Source organism: Gordonia sp. NPDC062954 (assembly GCF_044543825.1).
GTDB classification, from domain to species: Bacteria; Actinomycetota; Actinomycetes; order Mycobacteriales; family Mycobacteriaceae; genus Gordonia; species Gordonia tangerina.
On record NZ_JBITWL010000004.1, the window covers coordinates 199,086 to 216,031 of the forward strand.

Below are 16,946 nucleotides of genomic sequence, written 5' to 3' on the forward strand. Positions count from 1 at the left end.
TCGCGCGCTCGTACTACGAAATCCGGTGGAGGGCGTCGGTGGTGATGTCGGCGACGGAGGTGTGGCCCGACAGGCCGAGGGTGAGGTCGAGTTCGGCGATGATGTTGGCGACCACATCCCGCGCACCGTCGGCGCCGGCGAGCGCCAGCCCGTACATGTGCGGGCGGCCGATGCACGCGGCGTCCGCGCCGAGCGCGAGCGCCTTGAACACGTCGGCGCCGGTGTGAATTCCGGAGTCCACCAGCACCCTCATCCGGCCGTCGACCACCGGCGCGATGGCGGCCAGGGCGTCGATCGACCCGATCGCACCATCCACCTGACGGCCACCATGGTTCGAGACGATGATCCCGTCGACCCCGACATCGATCGCCCGGCGCGCATCGTCGGGGTGCAGCACCCCCTTGAGAACGATGGGTAGCGACGTCCGATCCCGGAGCCCGGCGATGTCATCCCAATTCAGCGACGGCCGCGAATAGATGTCGAGGAAGGTCTGCACCGCGGTCCGCGGCTCAGGCGCCGTCAGATTCTTCAGCAGGCGTCCCGGCGAGTTCCGCGCGATGGATAACAAGGTCTTGATCGCGCCGAGCGAGATCTCCGGACGCTCCCCCACCGCGGCCCTGACCCGATCGGCGACGATTTCGGTGAACCTCGGGTCCGACGTGTACTGGTCGATCCCCTCACCGCGCGCAAACGGCAACGACCCGATATTCAGGTCCTGCGGCCGCCACCCCAGCATGGTGGTGTCGAGGGTGACCGCCACGGCGTCGGCCCCCATCTTCTCCGCGCGCGCCAGCAGACTGTCCACGAGGTCGTCGTCGGTAGACCAATACAGCTGAAACCAACGCGGCGCGCCCGGCCGCACCCGGTCCATCTCCGCGGCCACCCGCTCCATCGGCGCGCTGCCCTGGTTGGAGAAGATGTAGGGCACCCCGAGTTCCGCGGCCGCATGGCCGATGTGCACGTCGGCCTCGCGGGCCGCGAGTGCACCCGCGCCGACCGGGGAGAACAGCACCGGAGCCGGTAGCGTCCGTCCGAACAGTTCCGTCTGCAACGAGCGCGACGACACGTCGCGAAGCACCCGCGGCACGATCGCCCACCGATCGAGGGCCGCCCGGTTGCTCGTCATCGTCGAGCCCTCGCCCGCGCCCCCGGCGATGTAGGCCCACGCGCGCTTCGACATCACCGACCGCGCCCGGCGCTCGAGCTCGGCGTGATCGGTCGGCACACGAGGCCGACGACCGTGGACGCCCTGGGTGTAGATCTCGTTCTGCCGGGCCCGGCCGACGCCCGTCGACGCGGCGTTTTCATCGGTCACGGTGGCACTCCTGACGAATGACGACAATCATGGGCTCTCATCATAGAAATCGGGCCGGGCGCCTGTGCCCGCGGTCACATCGCCGTGTCCCCACTCCCGACTACCCTGACCCTCACATCCAAGGGAAGGTTCTGACCGTGGCGTTGTGGTTGTACCGGCTCGGCCGTTTCACATTTCGACACAAGTGGTCGGTGATCGGCGCCTGGCTCGCCGTGCTGATCGCGCTCGGCGCGATCGTCGGTGCAGTCCAACCGAAGTTCGCCACCGACTTCGAACTCCCCGGCACCGACTCCGATCGGGCGATGACGGTGATGAAGGAGGACTTCCCCGCCATCAACGAGCAGCAGATGGAAGCCTCGACCAGCATCCTCATCGCCGCCGACGACGGCTTGGCCAATCACATGCAGCAGATCGACGCGTTGGTGGCCGATGCGCGTGACCTGCCCGAGGTGATCGACCCGCAAACCGTCGCCAACCCGGTCACCGTCGCCGAACAGAACCCCGCCATGGCGGCCGCGGTGCTCGGCGACGACGGCAGGGTCGGACGGATCCAGATCAGCCAGAACATCCCCATGCAGGACCTCACGCCGGCCGAGATGGAACAGTTCAAGGAGCTGCTCGCCGAACACCGCGGCGATGGCCTGCAGGTGGAGGGCACCGGATCGCTGATGCAGGTCTTCGAGGCCGGCGGCACCTCGGAACTGCTCGGTTTCGCCGTCGCCTTCATCATCATGATCGTCGCGTTCGGCGCATTGATCGCCGCGTTCATCCCGATCGTCACCGGCATTCTCGGTGTCGGCATCACAATGCTGCTGGTCACCTTGAGCGCCGAGCTCATCAACGTGCAGCAGAGCGCCACCACGATCATCACGATGCTGGGCATCGCGGTGTCCATCGACTACGCGCTGTTCATCGTGTCGCGCTACCGCTCGGAGCTCAATCTCGACGGCAATCGGGAGGCGTCCGCCGGGCGGGCCGTGGGCACTGCGGGGTCGGCGGTGGTGTTCGCCGGCCTGACGGTCATGGTGGCCGTCGCTGCGCTCGGCGTGGTCGGCATCCCGTTCATCACCCAGATGGGTGTGGCGGCCGCGGTGGCGGTGTTCATCGCCGTGCTCGGGGCGATCACGCTCATCCCGGCATTGCTCGGTGCATTCGGCCGGTTCGCGTTCACACCCCGCATCCCCGGCGTCCGGCACGGCGACGAGCCCGACTCGCAGCCGTCCAACGGTCTGCGGTTCGCCCGGTTCATCACTCGCTATCCGCTGCCGGTGGCCATCATCGGGCTGGTCTTGTTGGCCATCGCCGCGATCCCGATGACGAAGATGGAACTGGGCATGGAGTCCACCACCGACAGCGAGTACGAAGCCACCCAGTTGCTGCAGCGGGGATTCGGTGAGGGGATCAACGGGCCCCTGTTGGTGACCGTGAGCGACGCCCAGGGTGGCGACGTCGCCCCGGCCGCCGCCGAGGTGGTGGCGCACGTCAAGACCCTCGACAATGTCGCCAACCCGGCGCAGATCACGTGGGTCGGCAACGGCCAGAATCCGGCCAACACCCAGTCGGGTGCGACTGCCGCGTTGATCTCGGTGACGCCGGAGCAGTCACCGAGCGGTCCGGCCACTCACGAGCTGATGGAGCAGATCCGCGATTTCGCCGCGACAGATCCGGGCGGTGCGACGGTCAACGTCGGCGGTCAGACCGCGATCATGTCCGACATCTCCGACAAGCTCAGCTCGGCGCTGATCCCCTTCCTGATCGTGGTGGTGGGCCTGGCGTTCATCATCCTGACGGTCGTGTTCCGCTCGCTACTGGTGCCGCTGATCGCGACCGTCGGCTTCCTGTTCTCGGTGTGCGCCACCTTCGGTGCGACGGTCGCGATCTTCCAGGAGGGCGACTTCGGGATCATCGACCACACCAAACCGATCATCTCGTTCCTGCCGATCTTCCTCGTCGGTGTGGTGTTCGGTCTCGCGATGGACTACCAGGTGTTCCTGGTGACCCGCATGCGCGAGGAATACGTGCACGGGGTGTCGGCGAAGGACTCGGTGATCATCGGCTACCAGCACGGTGCCCGCGTCGTGGCCTCGGCCGCGGTCATCATGATCTCGGTGTTCGCGGCGTTCATGCTCGCCCCCGACACCATCGCCAAGATGATGGGTTTCGCGCTGGCCGCAGCGGTGTTCTTCGACGCGTTCATCATCCGGATGATCGTCGTACCGGCAGTGATAACCCTGCTCGGCGACACCGCCTGGAAGCTACCGAAGTGGCTGGACAAGATCCTGCCCAACGTCGACGTCGAGGGCACCGCCATCCGAGAGATCCCGCTGGAGAACAAGGTCGACCCCGACCTGTGGGAGCCGCAGCCGGCGAAAGTGTGAGCCCCGACCTCCTCCGATGGAAGCCAAACGGTCCGCGAGTAGATTTCGGCGCCCGCGAGCGGATGAGAACTCGCAGGAGCAGAAGTGGGCTCGCGAGACGAGGCGCATGCTCGCCCCAGACCGGGGGCCGCTGCCGTCCGGTGCGGCTCCTCGGTCGGACGAGGTTCCGCCGGCTCGGGGCCGGCGCCCAGACGGTCGATCGGCGCCGACGAACGTCTGTTTTGTGCCAGATATCGGCTACCGGGCGGAAATGTGTCGTCGGATGCTGAGATCTCTGCATCGATCGCGTACACCGATGGTGTGACGACACTAATCCTGCACAACGCCCGGCTCATCGACGGCACCGGAGCCGATCCCGTCTCCGACGCTGTTGTTGTCATCGACGACGGGAAGATCACCTACGCCGGAAGCAATTCGAGCGCCCCACAGGTCGACGAGTCGACCACACCCGTCCGCATCGACGTCGGCGGGAACACCGTCACCCCCGGCTTCTTCGACTGCCACGTCCACCTGTCGCTGCCCGGCACCAAGGGCTCGCCGATCATGGCCGCGATGGTCCCCCAGTCCTACCGCTACTTCGAGATCCTGGACCGCCTCACCGCCACCATCGGTGCCGGCGTCACCACGGTCCGCGACCTGATGGGTGTCGACGTCGGGGTCCGCGACGCGGTCGCCCACGGGATCATCGAAGGACCGCGGCTGCTGGTCGCGGACAAAATGTTCAGTCAGACCGGCGGCCACGCCGACTTCCACATCCCGTCCGGACTCGATGGCACCGGGCTGATCGGCGGACTCATCGTCGACTCGGTCGACGAAGCACGCCGTCACGCCCGCGCACTCCTGCGCGACGGCGTCGACCTGCTGAAGGTCGCCTCCAGTGGCGGCGTCACCTCCCCCAGTGATGACCCGGACTGGCTTGGTGCCCGCACCGAGATCGTCGCGGCGCTCGTCGAGGAGGCCGCCAACTACGGAGGCCGTAAGGTGGCCGCCCACGCCATCGGCCTCGCCGGCATCCAAGCCGCTGTGCAGGGCGGCGCACACAGCATCGAGCACGGTTACGCATTGACCGCCGAATTGCGCACCGAGATGGTCCAGCGCGGACAGTTCCTGGTTCCGACGCTGATCGAGACGCTCAAGCCCGACACTGCGACCCCGCAGGCCGTCGCCAAAAGCACCAAGTGGCACGCGCTCGCCCACGAGTCGATCCAGGCGTCGGTGGAAGCCGGGATCAAGGTCGCCGTCGGCACCGACGCCGGGCTGGTCCCCGATCATGGCGACAACCTCGGCGAACTCGGTTGCCTGGTGAAATTCGGCGGCATGAGCCCGATGCAGGCGCTCGTCGCGGCCACCAAGACCTCCGCCGAGCTGTGCGGCGTCGACGACACGTTGGGCACCCTGGAAGCGGGCAAACTCGCCGACATCGTCGTCGTGAAGGGTGACCCGCTCGCCGACATCGATTCCCTCACCGACCACGCCAACATCCTGCTGGTCCTCAAGGAGGGCAAGTCGGCGATCAACCGCGGCGGTTTCTCGATCTGACCCGATGACGTCAGACCACACTGCCGAGCACGGAGACAGCCCAGACACCGCGGAGATGCTGACCCTCATCGTCGAGGTCGGCAACGCTCTCAACAGATCGTCGTATCCGGTCCCGCGGATCACCCAGGTGATTCACGACATCTGTACGGCCTACGGTCACGACATCGCGACCCAGGTGTTCGCCAACTACATCATCGCGCTCGACGAGTCGGCCGGCCGGGTGCGGATGGCCAACACGGGTTCGATGTACCGCTTCGACCAGATCGCCGAAGCCGAGGCACTGGTGCACCGCCTGCGGGAGGCCGGTGTGCCGATCAGCCAGGCCATCGATGAGTTCGGTGCGATCGCCGATTCGCGGCCGCCGGTGAATCCGCTCGTCCGCGGCGTCGGGTACGCGCTGATGGCGCTGGGCTTCGCCTTCTGCTTCCGGATGAGTGCCGCGGCTACCGTTGCCGCGGTACTGGTGTCGATACCGGCGGCGACGATCCTGCTGTGGTCCAACGTCAAAGGCGCGCTGGCGGCATTGATGCCGGTGCTGTTGACCTTTCTGTCTGCGCTTGTGATCACGTTGTGGGCGGTCCATGGTGGATTGCCGGATCCGGTTCGACTGGCGGTGATACCGGTCGTGACATTGATCCCCGGGGCAGCACTGGCCACCGCTCTGATCGAGATCACCGCGGGTGACATGATCGCGGGCACAACACGTCTGGCCTATTCGCTCGTCGTTCTGCTGTCCATGGCATTCGGATTGGCGTTGGCGATCGACATCGTCGGACTCACGTCAGCAGACCTACAGGACCTGACGAGTTCGCAGGCACCATCGTGGGTGCTATGGCCGGCAGCACCGATCTTCGGTCTCGGCACGATGCTGTACTTCTGCACGCCACGGCGGTTGTGGCTGTGGGTGCTCGCTCTGACTGTCGGCACCTTCTGGCTCAATCACTTTCTGGTGAATGCGATCTCGTCGGCGTTCGCCGGTGGCGTGGCCATCGGGACCGCGCTGCTCGTGGCGTGGACGATCAACGCGTATGCGAAGGGCCGACCGAGCGTGCTTGCGGTGTTCTTGCCTTCCTTCTGGCTCATCGTTCCCGGATCGATGGGATTCGTGGCGGTCAGCGGCGCCATCACCGCCGATCACCAACTCGACAGTCTGGGCACAAACGCCGCGCTCTCCGTGCTGAGCATCGCGATCTCCATGATGATCGCCAGCGTGATCGCCCCTTTCATCACCCGCCAACACTGGCCGACGACATGGAAGCTGCTGCTGAACACCCGATAAACACCTGGTATCGCCGAGCACACCGCTGATCGAACTCGCCGACCCCACCGGCGGCCGACAATTCCCTGCCCATTCCTGCCGCAGCCGGCTGCCCCGCACAGCGACTCTTACCCCACTTCCTCGCTCGCGCCCTACCGCTGCGCCAACAAAGTGCAGAAAAGTGCCATCCATATGAAAATTCTGTGCCCACAATCAGGGACGGCCAGGGCCTTTCGCGCCACCCGAAAGTGCGGAAAGGCACGCACTTTTCCACATATACGCAACGACCGACCGAAAACCTGGACACAAACAACGCCGCTGCGGTATTCTACTGCGCCGACCGTCCCCGCAGCGAGCTTTCCGGCAGCTATATCGCGTTCTCCTGCAGTCACTTCGACCGGCCGGCCGCAGTGTCACCACGGTTCGGCCGCGGTCGACAACTTTCGTTTGCTCGCGCTAGATTCTCCACCATGAGTTTCACGCCTGATCCCCGCAGGACCGCATTCCGCAAGGCCGCATGCCTTGATGGCATGTTCGACAGGTCATCCACTGCGACATCTGACGCGTTCGTCGCCTGTCCGTCTGCACGGTGCACCTGAACATCGGCACCGACAATGCGCTGAAGTGGGAGCGGCCCAGTCTCGGCGTCGCATAGTTTCTTTTGTTCGCCGATACCAACCTGACGCAGGTCCGAGTAAGACGAGATCCTTCCCTGCACCCGTAACCAATCATCACAGAGTCGCAGTCGGTAGGTTCAGCCCACTGAACCCGCCGAGTCGATAACGCCATTCATTCGATTTGCCGTGCGGCGCGGACCGCCAGGCACCGACGACGGGAACAGACGATGCCCGACGACAATTCGTTCAGCAATGAGATCACCACGGAGATCGCACCGATCGCCGACGAAGGTGATGTGCTGCTGCACGCCGAAGAGATCGGGGTGCGGGCGTCATGGGGTCGCATATTCGGCCCCACGAGTCTTTCTGTCCGCGCCGGCGGAGTCACAGTGCTTGCGGGGTCGGGTGGGCGAGGTCGTACCGCGCTGCTCCTCACGTTGGCCGGACGCATGCGGCCGTCCACCGGCACCCTGACGGCGTTTGGCCGCGCCAACGATGCCCACCATCTGTTCTCGCAGGCCGCGATCGCCGACATCGACGAGGTCGATGGTATCGATCAGACGATTCGAGTCAGTGATGTTGTGACCGAACAGATCCGGTGGGCCGCGCCCTGGTACCGGTGGGTTCGTCCGTCACGGCAGGAGGACCTCGAGCGACTGTGTGGGCCGGTCTTCGGCAACTTCGCGTTGCCCGCGATGAAGGACTACGTCGAAGAACTCCCCGAGCTCACCGCAGCGCTGTTCCGAATCGCGATGGCGAACATTCGTCGGCCGCCGCTGTTGGTGGTCGGTGGTGTCGATCGGCTGACTCGCATCGAGAGCGCCGACAAACTTCTCTCCCGCCTGGTCGACCTGGGACGTGACCAGACGGTGATCACCGCAGATGTCAACGGGGCCCGGCTCAACGGTGTCCGGGACGTTGTCGACGTTCACAACCTGACAGACGACGAGTTCGTCCAGCTCGAACAACACGATCGGATCTGACATGCTTGCCGCATTCTCGCCGGGCAGCGATTTCAAACGCTACTACCGGGGCCGCATGCCCCGACTCGCTTTGGCCGTCATCATCCTCATGCCGCTGCTCTACGGTGCTCTCTATCTGTGGGCATTCTGGAATCCCTTCGACGCGGTGAACAAGATCCCGGTGGCCCTGGTCAACTCTGATCGCGGCACCACAGTTGAGGGCGAACCGCTCAAGGCAGGCGATCAGGTTGCGCAGGGCCTGATCGATTCGAAGCAACTGGACCTGCATCCCGTCTCGGCCGATGACGCCAGAGATGGTGTGGAGCATGGGAAGTACTACTTCTCCATCACTCTTCCCGAAGACTTCAGCGAGGCCGTCGCGTCACCCACCGGGTCCGATCCCCGTTCGGCTGAACTGATCTTCACCTACAACGACGCCAACAACTATCTCTCGACCGTCATGGGGCAGGATGCGGCCGAGCAGGTGGTCAACCAGGTCGGCGCTCAGGTCGGCGCGCAAACGTTTGACATCGTGCTCAACGATGTGAGCGGCCTCATGCCGAAACTGAAGCAGGCGCAGGACGGCGTGAATGAACTCAATGCCGGAATGGAGACAGCCAACAACGGTGCCCAGGAGCTGGCAACCAATCTGGTGACGGCCCGCAACGGGGCCGGTGAACTGGCGGGTGGACTCACCCAACTCGACAACGCGGTCACCTCGGCGACCGACCCCATTCTCAACATCCTCGATCGATCCGGCGGCGCCGGCCTCGACGCCAACCAGCTCAACAGCGTGGTTCAGCGCCTAGGTTCCGACGCCTCCACACTCGACGCCCAGCTCTCGGCCGCCGCGTCTACTCAGTCACAGGCCAGCCGTTTGGTCTCCGGAGTGGTCGAACAACTACGGGCGAACTCTGATCCCAACGTCCGCCGGCTGGCCGACACCTTGACACCTGCGGTGCAGTTCCTGGCCACCGAGGGCTTGGGACCGAACGCGGACAATACGATCAGCCGGGTACGCGAGGACTCGAAGACGCTGTCACAACAACTCGGCAACCCGCAGAGTCCTGCCCGTACGGCCATGGCCTTGCTGGAGAACGGTGGACTGCGCTCGGACATCCTCGCCGCGCGCGGCGCCGCCGACGAACTGAGCTCGGGTGCAGATCAACTCAGCTCAGGACTCGTCGAGCTCAGTGATGGCGCCGATCAGTTGGCGGCGGGCACTACACAGCTGGCTTCGGGTACCGAGGAACTCGCAACTCAGGTCGACGAGGGAGTCAAGGCGGTCCCGCAATGGTCAGGTGAGCAACGCAACGCTCTGGCCGACGCCCTCTCCAAACCTGTGGCGCTGACGGAGAACACTCTCAACGAGGCGAAGACCTTCGGCACCGGGTTCACACCGTTCTTCTTCGGATTGGCGTTGTTCGTCGGAAGCATCATCGCCTGGATGCTGTTCACTCCGCTCCAGTCGAGGCCGATTGCGCAGGGGCTCAGCTCACTACGCGTGGTCCTGGCCTCCTATGCGCCAACGTTCTTCGTCGGCGTACTCCAAGCCGCGATACTTTACCTGGTCGTTGTCTTCGCAGTAGGACTGCGCCCGATGTACCCCGTGGCCACCTTCGGCTTCATGTTGTTGATGGTCGCAGTGTTCCTGGCCATGATCCAGATGTTCAATGCCCTTTTCGGGCCGGCAGTGGGTAGGGTCGTCACGTTGGCATTCCTGATGATCATGCTGACGTCTGCGGGAGGGATATATCCGGTCCCGACGACGACAAAACCGTTCCAGTACATCCACTGGGTCGATCCGATGACATACACGGTCACCGGACTCAGACAGCTCACGCTCGGCGGGATCGACCATCGCTTCTGGATCGCGCTCACCGTCCTGGTACTCCTGACCGCCGCCTGTCTCGCAGTCTCGACCTGGGCGGCCCGCCGCAACCGGCAATACAACATGGATCGGCTGTATCCGCCGGTCGAGGTGTAGGAGGCCGCGCGACAGCCATATCCGACACGACGAGTAACGCATACCCGCTGAAGTGACCCCTGATCTTTGACGAGGAGAGTTTCCATGTCCGAGCGCAAGCACACCAATGCACGTCACACGACGAATATCGGCGACAGTCTCACTCTGAACCCGGTTTTCGTCCGTCCAGGTGAAGCCACCGAGCTTCCGAAGTTCACCATCCCGGAGGACATGAGTCTGCCGGAGACCGCCTACCAGATCGTGCACGACGAGGCGATGCTCGACGGAAATGCACGGCTGAACCTCGCGACCTTCGTCTCGACCTGGATGGACGACGAAGCCAGGCAGCTGTACGCAGAGACCTACGACAAGAACATGATCGACAAGGACGAGTACCCGCAGACCGCGGCGATCGAGGATCGGTGCTGGAAGATCCTCGCCGATCTGTGGCATGTTCCGGACGTCGAGAACTCGATCGGGACATCGACCATCGGTTCCTCGGAAGCCGCGATGCTCGGCGGCCTCGCTCTCAAACGCCACTGGCAGGCCCGGCGGAAGGCCGAGGGCAAGCCGATCGACAAGCCGAACCTCGTGCTGTCCACGGCCGTTCAGGTGTGTTGGGAGAAGTTCCTGAACTACTTCGAGGTCGAGCCGCGATGGGTACCGGTCAGCGACGAACACATCGTCCTCGACGGACACGACCTGGACAAGTACGTCGACGAGAACACCATCGGCGTCGTTGCGATCATGGGTGTCACCTACAACGGTCTCTACGAGCCGGTCAAGGAGATCTCCGCGAAGCTCGACGAGATCCAGGACAAGACCGGCCTGGACATCAAGATCCACGTCGACGGCGCATCCGGCGCGATGATCGCCCCGTTCTGCCAGCCGGATCTCGAGTGGGACTTCCGTGTTCCTCGAGTGGTCTCCATCAACACCTCCGGCCACAAGTACGGCCTTGTCTATCCCGGTCTGGGGTGGATCATCTGGCGCGACGTCGAGGCACTGCCCGAGAGCATGGTGTTCCACTGCAGCTATCTCGGTGGCGACATGCCGACCCTCGCGCTCAACTTCTCTCGCCCCGGTGCACAGGTCCTGTTGCAGTACTACAACTTCCTTCGCCTCGGCCGCGAGGGCTACCGGCAGGTGCAGCAGGGCTCTTTGGATGTCGCGCAGCATCTCTCGAGCGCGATCGGAGCAATGGGCCCATTCGATCTCGTGAGCAAGGGGGACACGATCCCCGTCTTCGCCTGGCAACTCAAGTCCGGCTACACCGACAAGTGGACGCTCTACGATCTGTCAGATCGGCTGCGGATGAAGGGGTGGTTGGTTCCGGCGTATCCGATGGCCGACGACCTCGCGGACATGACGCTGCAGCGGATCGTCGTTCGAGCAGGTCTCAGTCATGACCTCGCGAACGCGCTGTTGCGCGACATGGAGAGCGAGATCGCGTTCCTCGACAACCTCTCCGCCCCGATGCCGCGGGAAGGAACCGGCTCGCATTTCCACCACTGAGGTCGCCGCCGGGGCGACGTGTCCGTCGCCCCGGTCAGACAGTTCGAAACGGGAGTTGGGATGAGTATTGCGGATGCCGGCGCCGACCGGATCGGTGCGGCGCTAGCCCCGACCTTGCGGAAGCAGTGCTGGGGCTTCATGATCGGCTCGGCATTGTTCGCACTGGGGTCGGCTCCGGGCTTCGGACAGTGGGCCGGTGCCGCGGCGTCGAACATCTGCTACTTCATCGGCGCATGGTTCTTCACCACCGCCGGCTTGATCCAGTTGTTGCGCAGCGGCGACCGCACCGCGCCGGTGACGTACGGGACGGGCCGGATGGTGCGAGCCGAGTGGTTGACCGCTGCATCCCAATCGCTCGGCACAGTGCTCTTCAATGTGAGCACAACAGCCGCCATAGCCGCCCACTCGATCCCGTCTCAGCGCCATCTCGTATGGAGCCCCGACGCCGGCGGGTCATTGGCCTTCTTGGTCAGCGGCGCAGTCGCGTACATCGCCTACTATCGTGCGACAGGGACGAACTGGGCACCCCGGCGCGCCGACTGGTGGTCGGTGCAGATCAACTGGATCGGGTGCGTGGCATTCGGCGTGTCGGCCGTGGGCGCCTACATCACCCCCGACGGGGTGACGGTCGACGCCACAGTGGCGACGGTGGGGACGTTCATCGGCGCGCTCTGCTTCTTCTTCGCTTCGCTCGTCGTGCTGCCCAGGCGGCGGACGCCCAGTGCGTAGGACGGGCATCATGACGGACAGGCCATCGACGCGACTGACCTGTGACCTGGTTTCGGAGTGGACGACCCGGCTGGAGGCTTACGCCGGAACCAGTCCCCCGACACCACCGATCGGGCGCTTCGGGGCCGACGGCATGACCCAGTACAACGCACTGGTCGACGTGAGCACACCAGACCCCGACAACTTCGGGGCGATGTTGTACCGGCGCACCCTGTCGAAGCTGACCACATACTGTGCACTCCACACGCCGATGCTGTTGGAAAGAACGCCGCAGTTGGTGCGTGCCAGGCCATATGAGAGTGTCGTCGTCCATGTCAGCTCCATGCCCGGCCACATAACGGTCCGACAAGGAACCCGTGATGTCGCCTATCGGCCAGGCCAACTGGTATTCGTGAACTTGGCCGTCCCGTACAGCCAGTACTGCGAATCCGTCACCGACCCCACCGGCATCATCATCCCGACCGAGATGCTGGGACGTCTGCGGAGGACCGCAGAACTGACCGAACGCAGCGGGGCGTCATCAACTCTCCTGGCGCGCGCAGCGGCGGGATTCGTCACACGGTTTGCTGCCGACACCGCGCTCTCGTCCGGGCCTGTCCCACCTGTCGACACCGAGCTGGCCGCCGTGGACTTGATCGCCGCGGCGCTGGCCGAACTCAATGTCGAGAGATACCGCCTCGAGGACAACACCCTGTTCGTTCACGAGGCCGCGCTCGACCTGATCGAACGTCACCATCGCGACCCCGATTTCTCCCCCGACGTGATCGCAGAAGAACTCCATGTGAGTCGGCGCCAGATCTACCGCCATTTCGAGAACGCAGGGCAATCCGTGGCGGGTCTCATCGCGGCACGACGAGCCCGCAGCGCGCGCGAACTCCTGGAAGCCAACCCTGCACTATCCATCTCGGAAGTCGCGGCTGCATGCGGATTCCCCAGCGTCGCCACGTTCAGAAACCGATTCCGACAGCACTACGGAATCGGACCGCGAGATTACCGAAAGTCTGTCCTGCAACCGCAACGATGACTGTCACGCCGGCGGTCCGCTACACCGACAGCAGCAACCCCGCCCCCACCACAAACATCACCACGGCGACGGTGGCATCGAGGATGCGCCACGACCGGGGCGAGCCGAAGAACCGCGACAGCCTGGTGGCGCCACCGCCCAACGTCGCGAACCAGAGCAGGCTGGCCAGGCACGCACCCACGGCGAACGCCCACTTCGCGTGTCCGTGACTGTTCGCGATCGCACCCATGGTGAGCACGGTGTCGAGGTAGACGTGCGGGTTGAGCCAGGTCAGGGCGAGGGTCATGCCCACGGCCGCCCAGCGACTCACCGTCGCGGCCTCACCGGCATTGGCGACGATCGCCTCGGAACTGCGTAGGCAACGCCGCGCCGCCATCAGCCCGAGCACGATCACGTAGCCGCCGCCGAAGATCTTGGCGACTTTGACCACCGACGGATGAGCGGCCACCAACGCACCGAGACCGGCCACCCCAGCCACGATCAGCACCACGTCTGAGATGGCACACACCACCACCACGGGCACCACATGCGCTCGCGCAACCCCTTGGCGAAGGATGAACACGTTCTGCGGACCGATCGCGATGATCAGCCCGGCGCCGGTCAACAGGCCGGCTACGGCGGCAAGAACGTAGGTCGTCACGACTACGAAGTTAGGAGGCACCGCATCAACAGTCCAACGAATGTTTTTCACGAATCATGAATCAGACTTATGATTCCGAAATGGAGATCAGCCAAGAGGGTGTGCAGACGCTGGCCGCAGTCTTGCTGGAGGGCACCTTCGACGGTGCGGCCGGCGCGCTGCACATCACCCCGTCCGCGGTCAGTCAGCGGATCAAGGCACTCGAGGCGTCGGTGGGCCGGGTGGTGGTGCGCCGGACGAAACCCGCCACCGCGACACCTGACGGTGAGGTCCTGGTGCGACTGGCCAAACAGTGGGATCTGCTGACGGCCGAGGCGCGCGCGGAGCTGCTCGGTGGCGATCCCGCCGACCCGCGGGGTCCACGCATACATCTTCCGATCGCGGCCAACGCCGACTCGCTGGCGACCTGGTTTCTGCCCGTGATCGCCCGGATGCACGCCCGGCACCCGGTCGCCATCGAGGTGCTCCGCGACGACGAAAGCCAGAACAGCCGGTTCCTGCGGTCGGGAGAAGTATTGGGCGCCATCACCTCCGACCCGCTCGGCATCCGGGGCTGCACCATCCGCCCCCTCGGAGCAATGCGATACCTGCCGGTCGCGACGCCGGACTTCGTCACCCGATGGATGCCTGACGGGCCGACGACGGATGCGCTGGCACAGGCGCCGATGGTGTTGTTCGATCGCAACGACTACATCCAGCGCGACGTCCTGACCCGACTGGCCGACGGGCCTGTCTCGCCACCGATCAATTACGTACCGGCGTCCACCGAGTTCCATCGCGCCGTCGAACTCGGCATGGGGTGGGGCGCGGTCCCCGAGGTGCAGATCGCCGACGCCCTGCGGTCGGGCCGGGTAGTCCGGATCGTCGACGACCACGCGGACGTCCCATTGTTCTGGCAGTACTGGAAGCTGAGCTCCCCGGTGCTGGATTCGTTGACGGCGCTGACGGTGGCGGCGGCAGCCGAGCATCTCGTGCCCACGAGACAACCAAACCACTGAACGCGATCGACCAACTCGCACGACAGGTTAGACAGCGGTTGATGACTCGTTGGTTGACTCGACGCACCACCACCGATCTAATGACCCCTGACCCAGGAGCCGCGAGATCCGATCGAATCCATTGTGTCGCAGCACCGCGAGGTTTTGAACCGATTGCCATTCGGCGACACAACAGATTTCGAGGATGCGCAGCACGGATTCATCGCGTCGGCAGAGTCATGTGTCATCCGCAACGACGACGGCCGCGTGGTGTGGGACAACGACTCGTATGCCTTCGTGACCGGTGAGGCGCCGGATTCTGTCAATCCAAGCCTCTGGCGCCAATCGACGCTGACCTCGATGCAAGGCCTCTATGAGGTCATCCCGGATCTGGTATATCAGGTGCGCGGATTCGACGCCTCCAACCTCACGTTGATCGAGGGCGACGAAGGCGTGATCGCTGTCGACCCGCTGGTCTCCGCCGAGACCGCAGCGGCCGCCCTGGCCCCCTACCGCGAACACCGCGGACAACGTCCCGTCACCGCCGTCATCTACACCCATTGCCACGCCGACCATTACGGCGGCGTCAGAGGCGTCACCACCCAAGAGGACGTCGACGCCGGCCGGTGCGCGGTGATCGCACCCGAGAAATTCGTCGAACACCTCGTTACCGAGTGGGTCTACGCCGGTGGGGCGATGGCACGACGCATCAGCTACATGTACGGCACCGTGGTCGACCGTGACCCTCGAGGACAGGTGGGTGTCGTTCTCGGACAGACGAATTCGACCGGATCGATCACCCTGATCAACCCGACGATCGAGATCACCGACACCGGGCAGGAACACACTGTCGACGGGCTTCGGCTCGTGTTCCAGCTTGCGCCGGGCACCGAGGCCCCGGCGGAGATGCACTTCTATCTGCCCGACCACCAAGCGCTATGCGTCGCAGAGAATGCCACGCACACCCAGCACAACCTACTCACCCTCCGCGGCGCCGAGGTGCGTGACGCGCACGCGTGGGCGCACTACGTCCAAGAGATAATCGACATGTTCGGCCACACCGCCGAAACAATCTTCTCGCCGCACCACTGGCCGATGTGGGGTAATGAGCGGATCGTCGAGTTCCTGTCGCTGCAGCGAGATCTGTACGCCTACATGCATGATCAGACTCTTCGGCTGCTGAACAAGGGCTACACAGGCATCGAAATCGCCGAAATGATGACACTCCCGCCCGCCCTGGAGAAAGGCCTGGCACGCACGCGGCTACTACGGCTCGGTGAGCCACAACGTCAAGGCCATCTACCAGCGCTACATGGGGTGGTTCGACGGGAATCCGGCACACCTGTGGCAGCATCCCCCCCCCGAGGAGCAGGGCAGACGGTACGTGGAATACATGGGAGGCGCTGCCGCGGTCCTCGAGCGCGCCCGGAAGTCCTTCGACGACGGCGATCTGCGCTGGGTGGCCGAGGTGGTCAGTCATGTGGTGTTCGCCGAGCCGGACAACACCGAGGCCAAGGAACTACTCGCCGACGCGCTGGAACAACTCGGGTACTGCGCAGAGAACGGGACCTGGCGCAACATCTACCTCGCCGGCGCCTACGAACTGCGCCGCGGCAACTTCGGCACCCCGGTCTCCAGTCGGTCGGCCGACACCCTCGCCCAGCTCACACCACCGCAGATCTTCGACGCATTGGCGGTCCAGATCGACGGACCCCGCTCGTGGGATGACACCATCAATCTCGACGTCGTGCTGCCCGACACCAACACGACCTATCGGGTGCTGCTGCGAAACGGCGTGCTCACCCACACCGCGGCACCGGCCGCGAACCCCGCCGATGTAACCATCACTGTGCCGGCCAACCGCCTGTTCACGGCGCTCACCGCCGCCGATCCCACCGACGCGGGTGCGCAGGTCAGCGGTGACCCCGCAGCCCTCGGTCGGCTGGCCGGCTACATCGATGCGCCCGACCCGGACTTCGACATCGTCATGCCGTGAGGGGCGGTGGGTCCGCCATACCGTCGGACC

General features: G+C 64.7%; 11 protein-coding genes and 1 pseudogene. 10 read left to right on the forward strand and 2 right to left on the reverse strand.

Annotated elements, in window-relative coordinates; translation table 11 throughout:
* Window positions 1–13 precede the first annotated feature (13 nt).
* Window positions 14–1,315 (reverse strand): alpha-hydroxy-acid oxidizing protein, encoded by a 1,302-nt coding sequence (locus tag ACIGKQ_RS06380; RefSeq protein ID WP_396572792.1) that lies wholly within the window; start codon window positions 1,313–1,315, stop codon window positions 14–16.
* 137 nt (window positions 1,316–1,452) lie between these two features.
* Here ACIGKQ_RS06380 and ACIGKQ_RS06385 point away from each other — a divergent pair, with 137 nt between their 5' ends.
* From ACIGKQ_RS06385 to ACIGKQ_RS06420, 8 genes are all read left to right on the forward strand, one after another.
* Complete coding sequence (locus tag ACIGKQ_RS06385; protein ID WP_396572794.1) at window positions 1,453–3,693, forward strand: MMPL family transporter; 2,241 nt, start codon at window positions 1,453–1,455, stop codon at window positions 3,691–3,693.
* A gap of 300 nt (window positions 3,694–3,993) precedes the next feature.
* Entirely contained in the window at window positions 3,994–5,232 is a 1,239-nt protein-coding gene (locus ACIGKQ_RS06390; RefSeq protein WP_396572796.1) for an amidohydrolase family protein, read from the forward strand.
* A gap of 4 nt (window positions 5,233–5,236) precedes the next feature.
* Window positions 5,237–6,511 carry a threonine/serine exporter ThrE family protein gene (locus ACIGKQ_RS06395; protein WP_266060738.1) on the forward strand — a complete coding sequence of 425 codons (1,275 nt, stop codon included), beginning with the start codon at window positions 5,237–5,239 and terminating at the stop codon, window positions 6,509–6,511.
* Between the two features lie 823 nt (window positions 6,512–7,334).
* Window positions 7,335–8,090 carry an ATP-binding cassette domain-containing protein gene (locus ACIGKQ_RS06400; protein ID WP_266060736.1) on the forward strand — a complete coding sequence of 252 codons (756 nt, stop codon included), beginning with the start codon at window positions 7,335–7,337 and terminating at the stop codon, window positions 8,088–8,090.
* Between the two features lies 1 nt (window position 8,091).
* The gene (locus ACIGKQ_RS06405; protein ID WP_266060734.1) at window positions 8,092–10,056 is read left to right on the forward strand and encodes a YhgE/Pip domain-containing protein; all 1,965 of its coding nucleotides are present in this window, start codon (window positions 8,092–8,094) and stop codon (window positions 10,054–10,056) included.
* A gap of 84 nt (window positions 10,057–10,140) precedes the next feature.
* Window positions 10,141–11,550 carry a glutamate decarboxylase gene (locus tag ACIGKQ_RS06410; protein WP_266060732.1) on the forward strand — a complete coding sequence of 470 codons (1,410 nt, stop codon included), beginning with the start codon at window positions 10,141–10,143 and terminating at the stop codon, window positions 11,548–11,550.
* 60 nt (window positions 11,551–11,610) lie between these two features.
* Window positions 11,611–12,279, forward strand: coding sequence for a hypothetical protein (locus ACIGKQ_RS06415; RefSeq protein ID WP_235722870.1), 669 nt, complete (start codon window positions 11,611–11,613; stop codon window positions 12,277–12,279).
* Window positions 12,280–12,289: 10 nt separating this feature from the next.
* Complete coding sequence (locus ACIGKQ_RS06420) at window positions 12,290–13,303, forward strand: AraC family transcriptional regulator (protein ID WP_266060730.1); 1,014 nt, start codon at window positions 12,290–12,292, stop codon at window positions 13,301–13,303.
* Between the two features lie 19 nt (window positions 13,304–13,322).
* Here ACIGKQ_RS06420 and ACIGKQ_RS06425 read toward each other — a convergent pair whose 3' ends face one another.
* Complete coding sequence (locus ACIGKQ_RS06425) at window positions 13,323–13,943, reverse strand: LysE family transporter (protein WP_328714718.1); 621 nt, start codon at window positions 13,941–13,943, stop codon at window positions 13,323–13,325.
* Window positions 13,944–14,023: 80 nt separating this feature from the next.
* On the opposite strand from ACIGKQ_RS06425, the gene ACIGKQ_RS06430 reads away from it, so the two are divergent.
* Both ACIGKQ_RS06430 and ACIGKQ_RS06435 read left to right on the forward strand, forming a co-directional pair.
* On the forward strand, window positions 14,024–14,941 hold the full coding sequence (locus ACIGKQ_RS06430) for a LysR family transcriptional regulator ArgP (RefSeq protein WP_266060725.1): 918 nt from the start codon (window positions 14,024–14,026) through the stop codon (window positions 14,939–14,941).
* A gap of 87 nt (window positions 14,942–15,028) precedes the next feature.
* A pseudogene (locus ACIGKQ_RS06435) lies at window positions 15,029–16,916 on the forward strand (alkyl/aryl-sulfatase).
* Window positions 16,917–16,946 lie beyond the last annotated feature (30 nt).

Coding starts and splice junctions, on each gene's coding strand:
- ACIGKQ_RS06395 (WP_266060738.1), top strand. CDS start 5,237: ATGACGTCAGACCACACTGCCGAGCACGGAGACAGCCCAGACACCGCG.
- ACIGKQ_RS06420 (WP_266060730.1), top strand. CDS start 12,290: ATGACGGACAGGCCATCGACGCGACTGACCTGTGACCTGGTTTCGGAG.
- ACIGKQ_RS06415 (WP_235722870.1), top strand. CDS start 11,611: ATGAGTATTGCGGATGCCGGCGCCGACCGGATCGGTGCGGCGCTAGCC.
- ACIGKQ_RS06405 (WP_266060734.1), top strand. CDS start 8,092: ATGCTTGCCGCATTCTCGCCGGGCAGCGATTTCAAACGCTACTACCGG.
- ACIGKQ_RS06430 (WP_266060725.1), top strand. CDS start 14,024: ATGGAGATCAGCCAAGAGGGTGTGCAGACGCTGGCCGCAGTCTTGCTG.
- ACIGKQ_RS06400 (WP_266060736.1), top strand. CDS start 7,335: ATGCCCGACGACAATTCGTTCAGCAATGAGATCACCACGGAGATCGCA.
- ACIGKQ_RS06410 (WP_266060732.1), top strand. CDS start 10,141: ATGTCCGAGCGCAAGCACACCAATGCACGTCACACGACGAATATCGGC.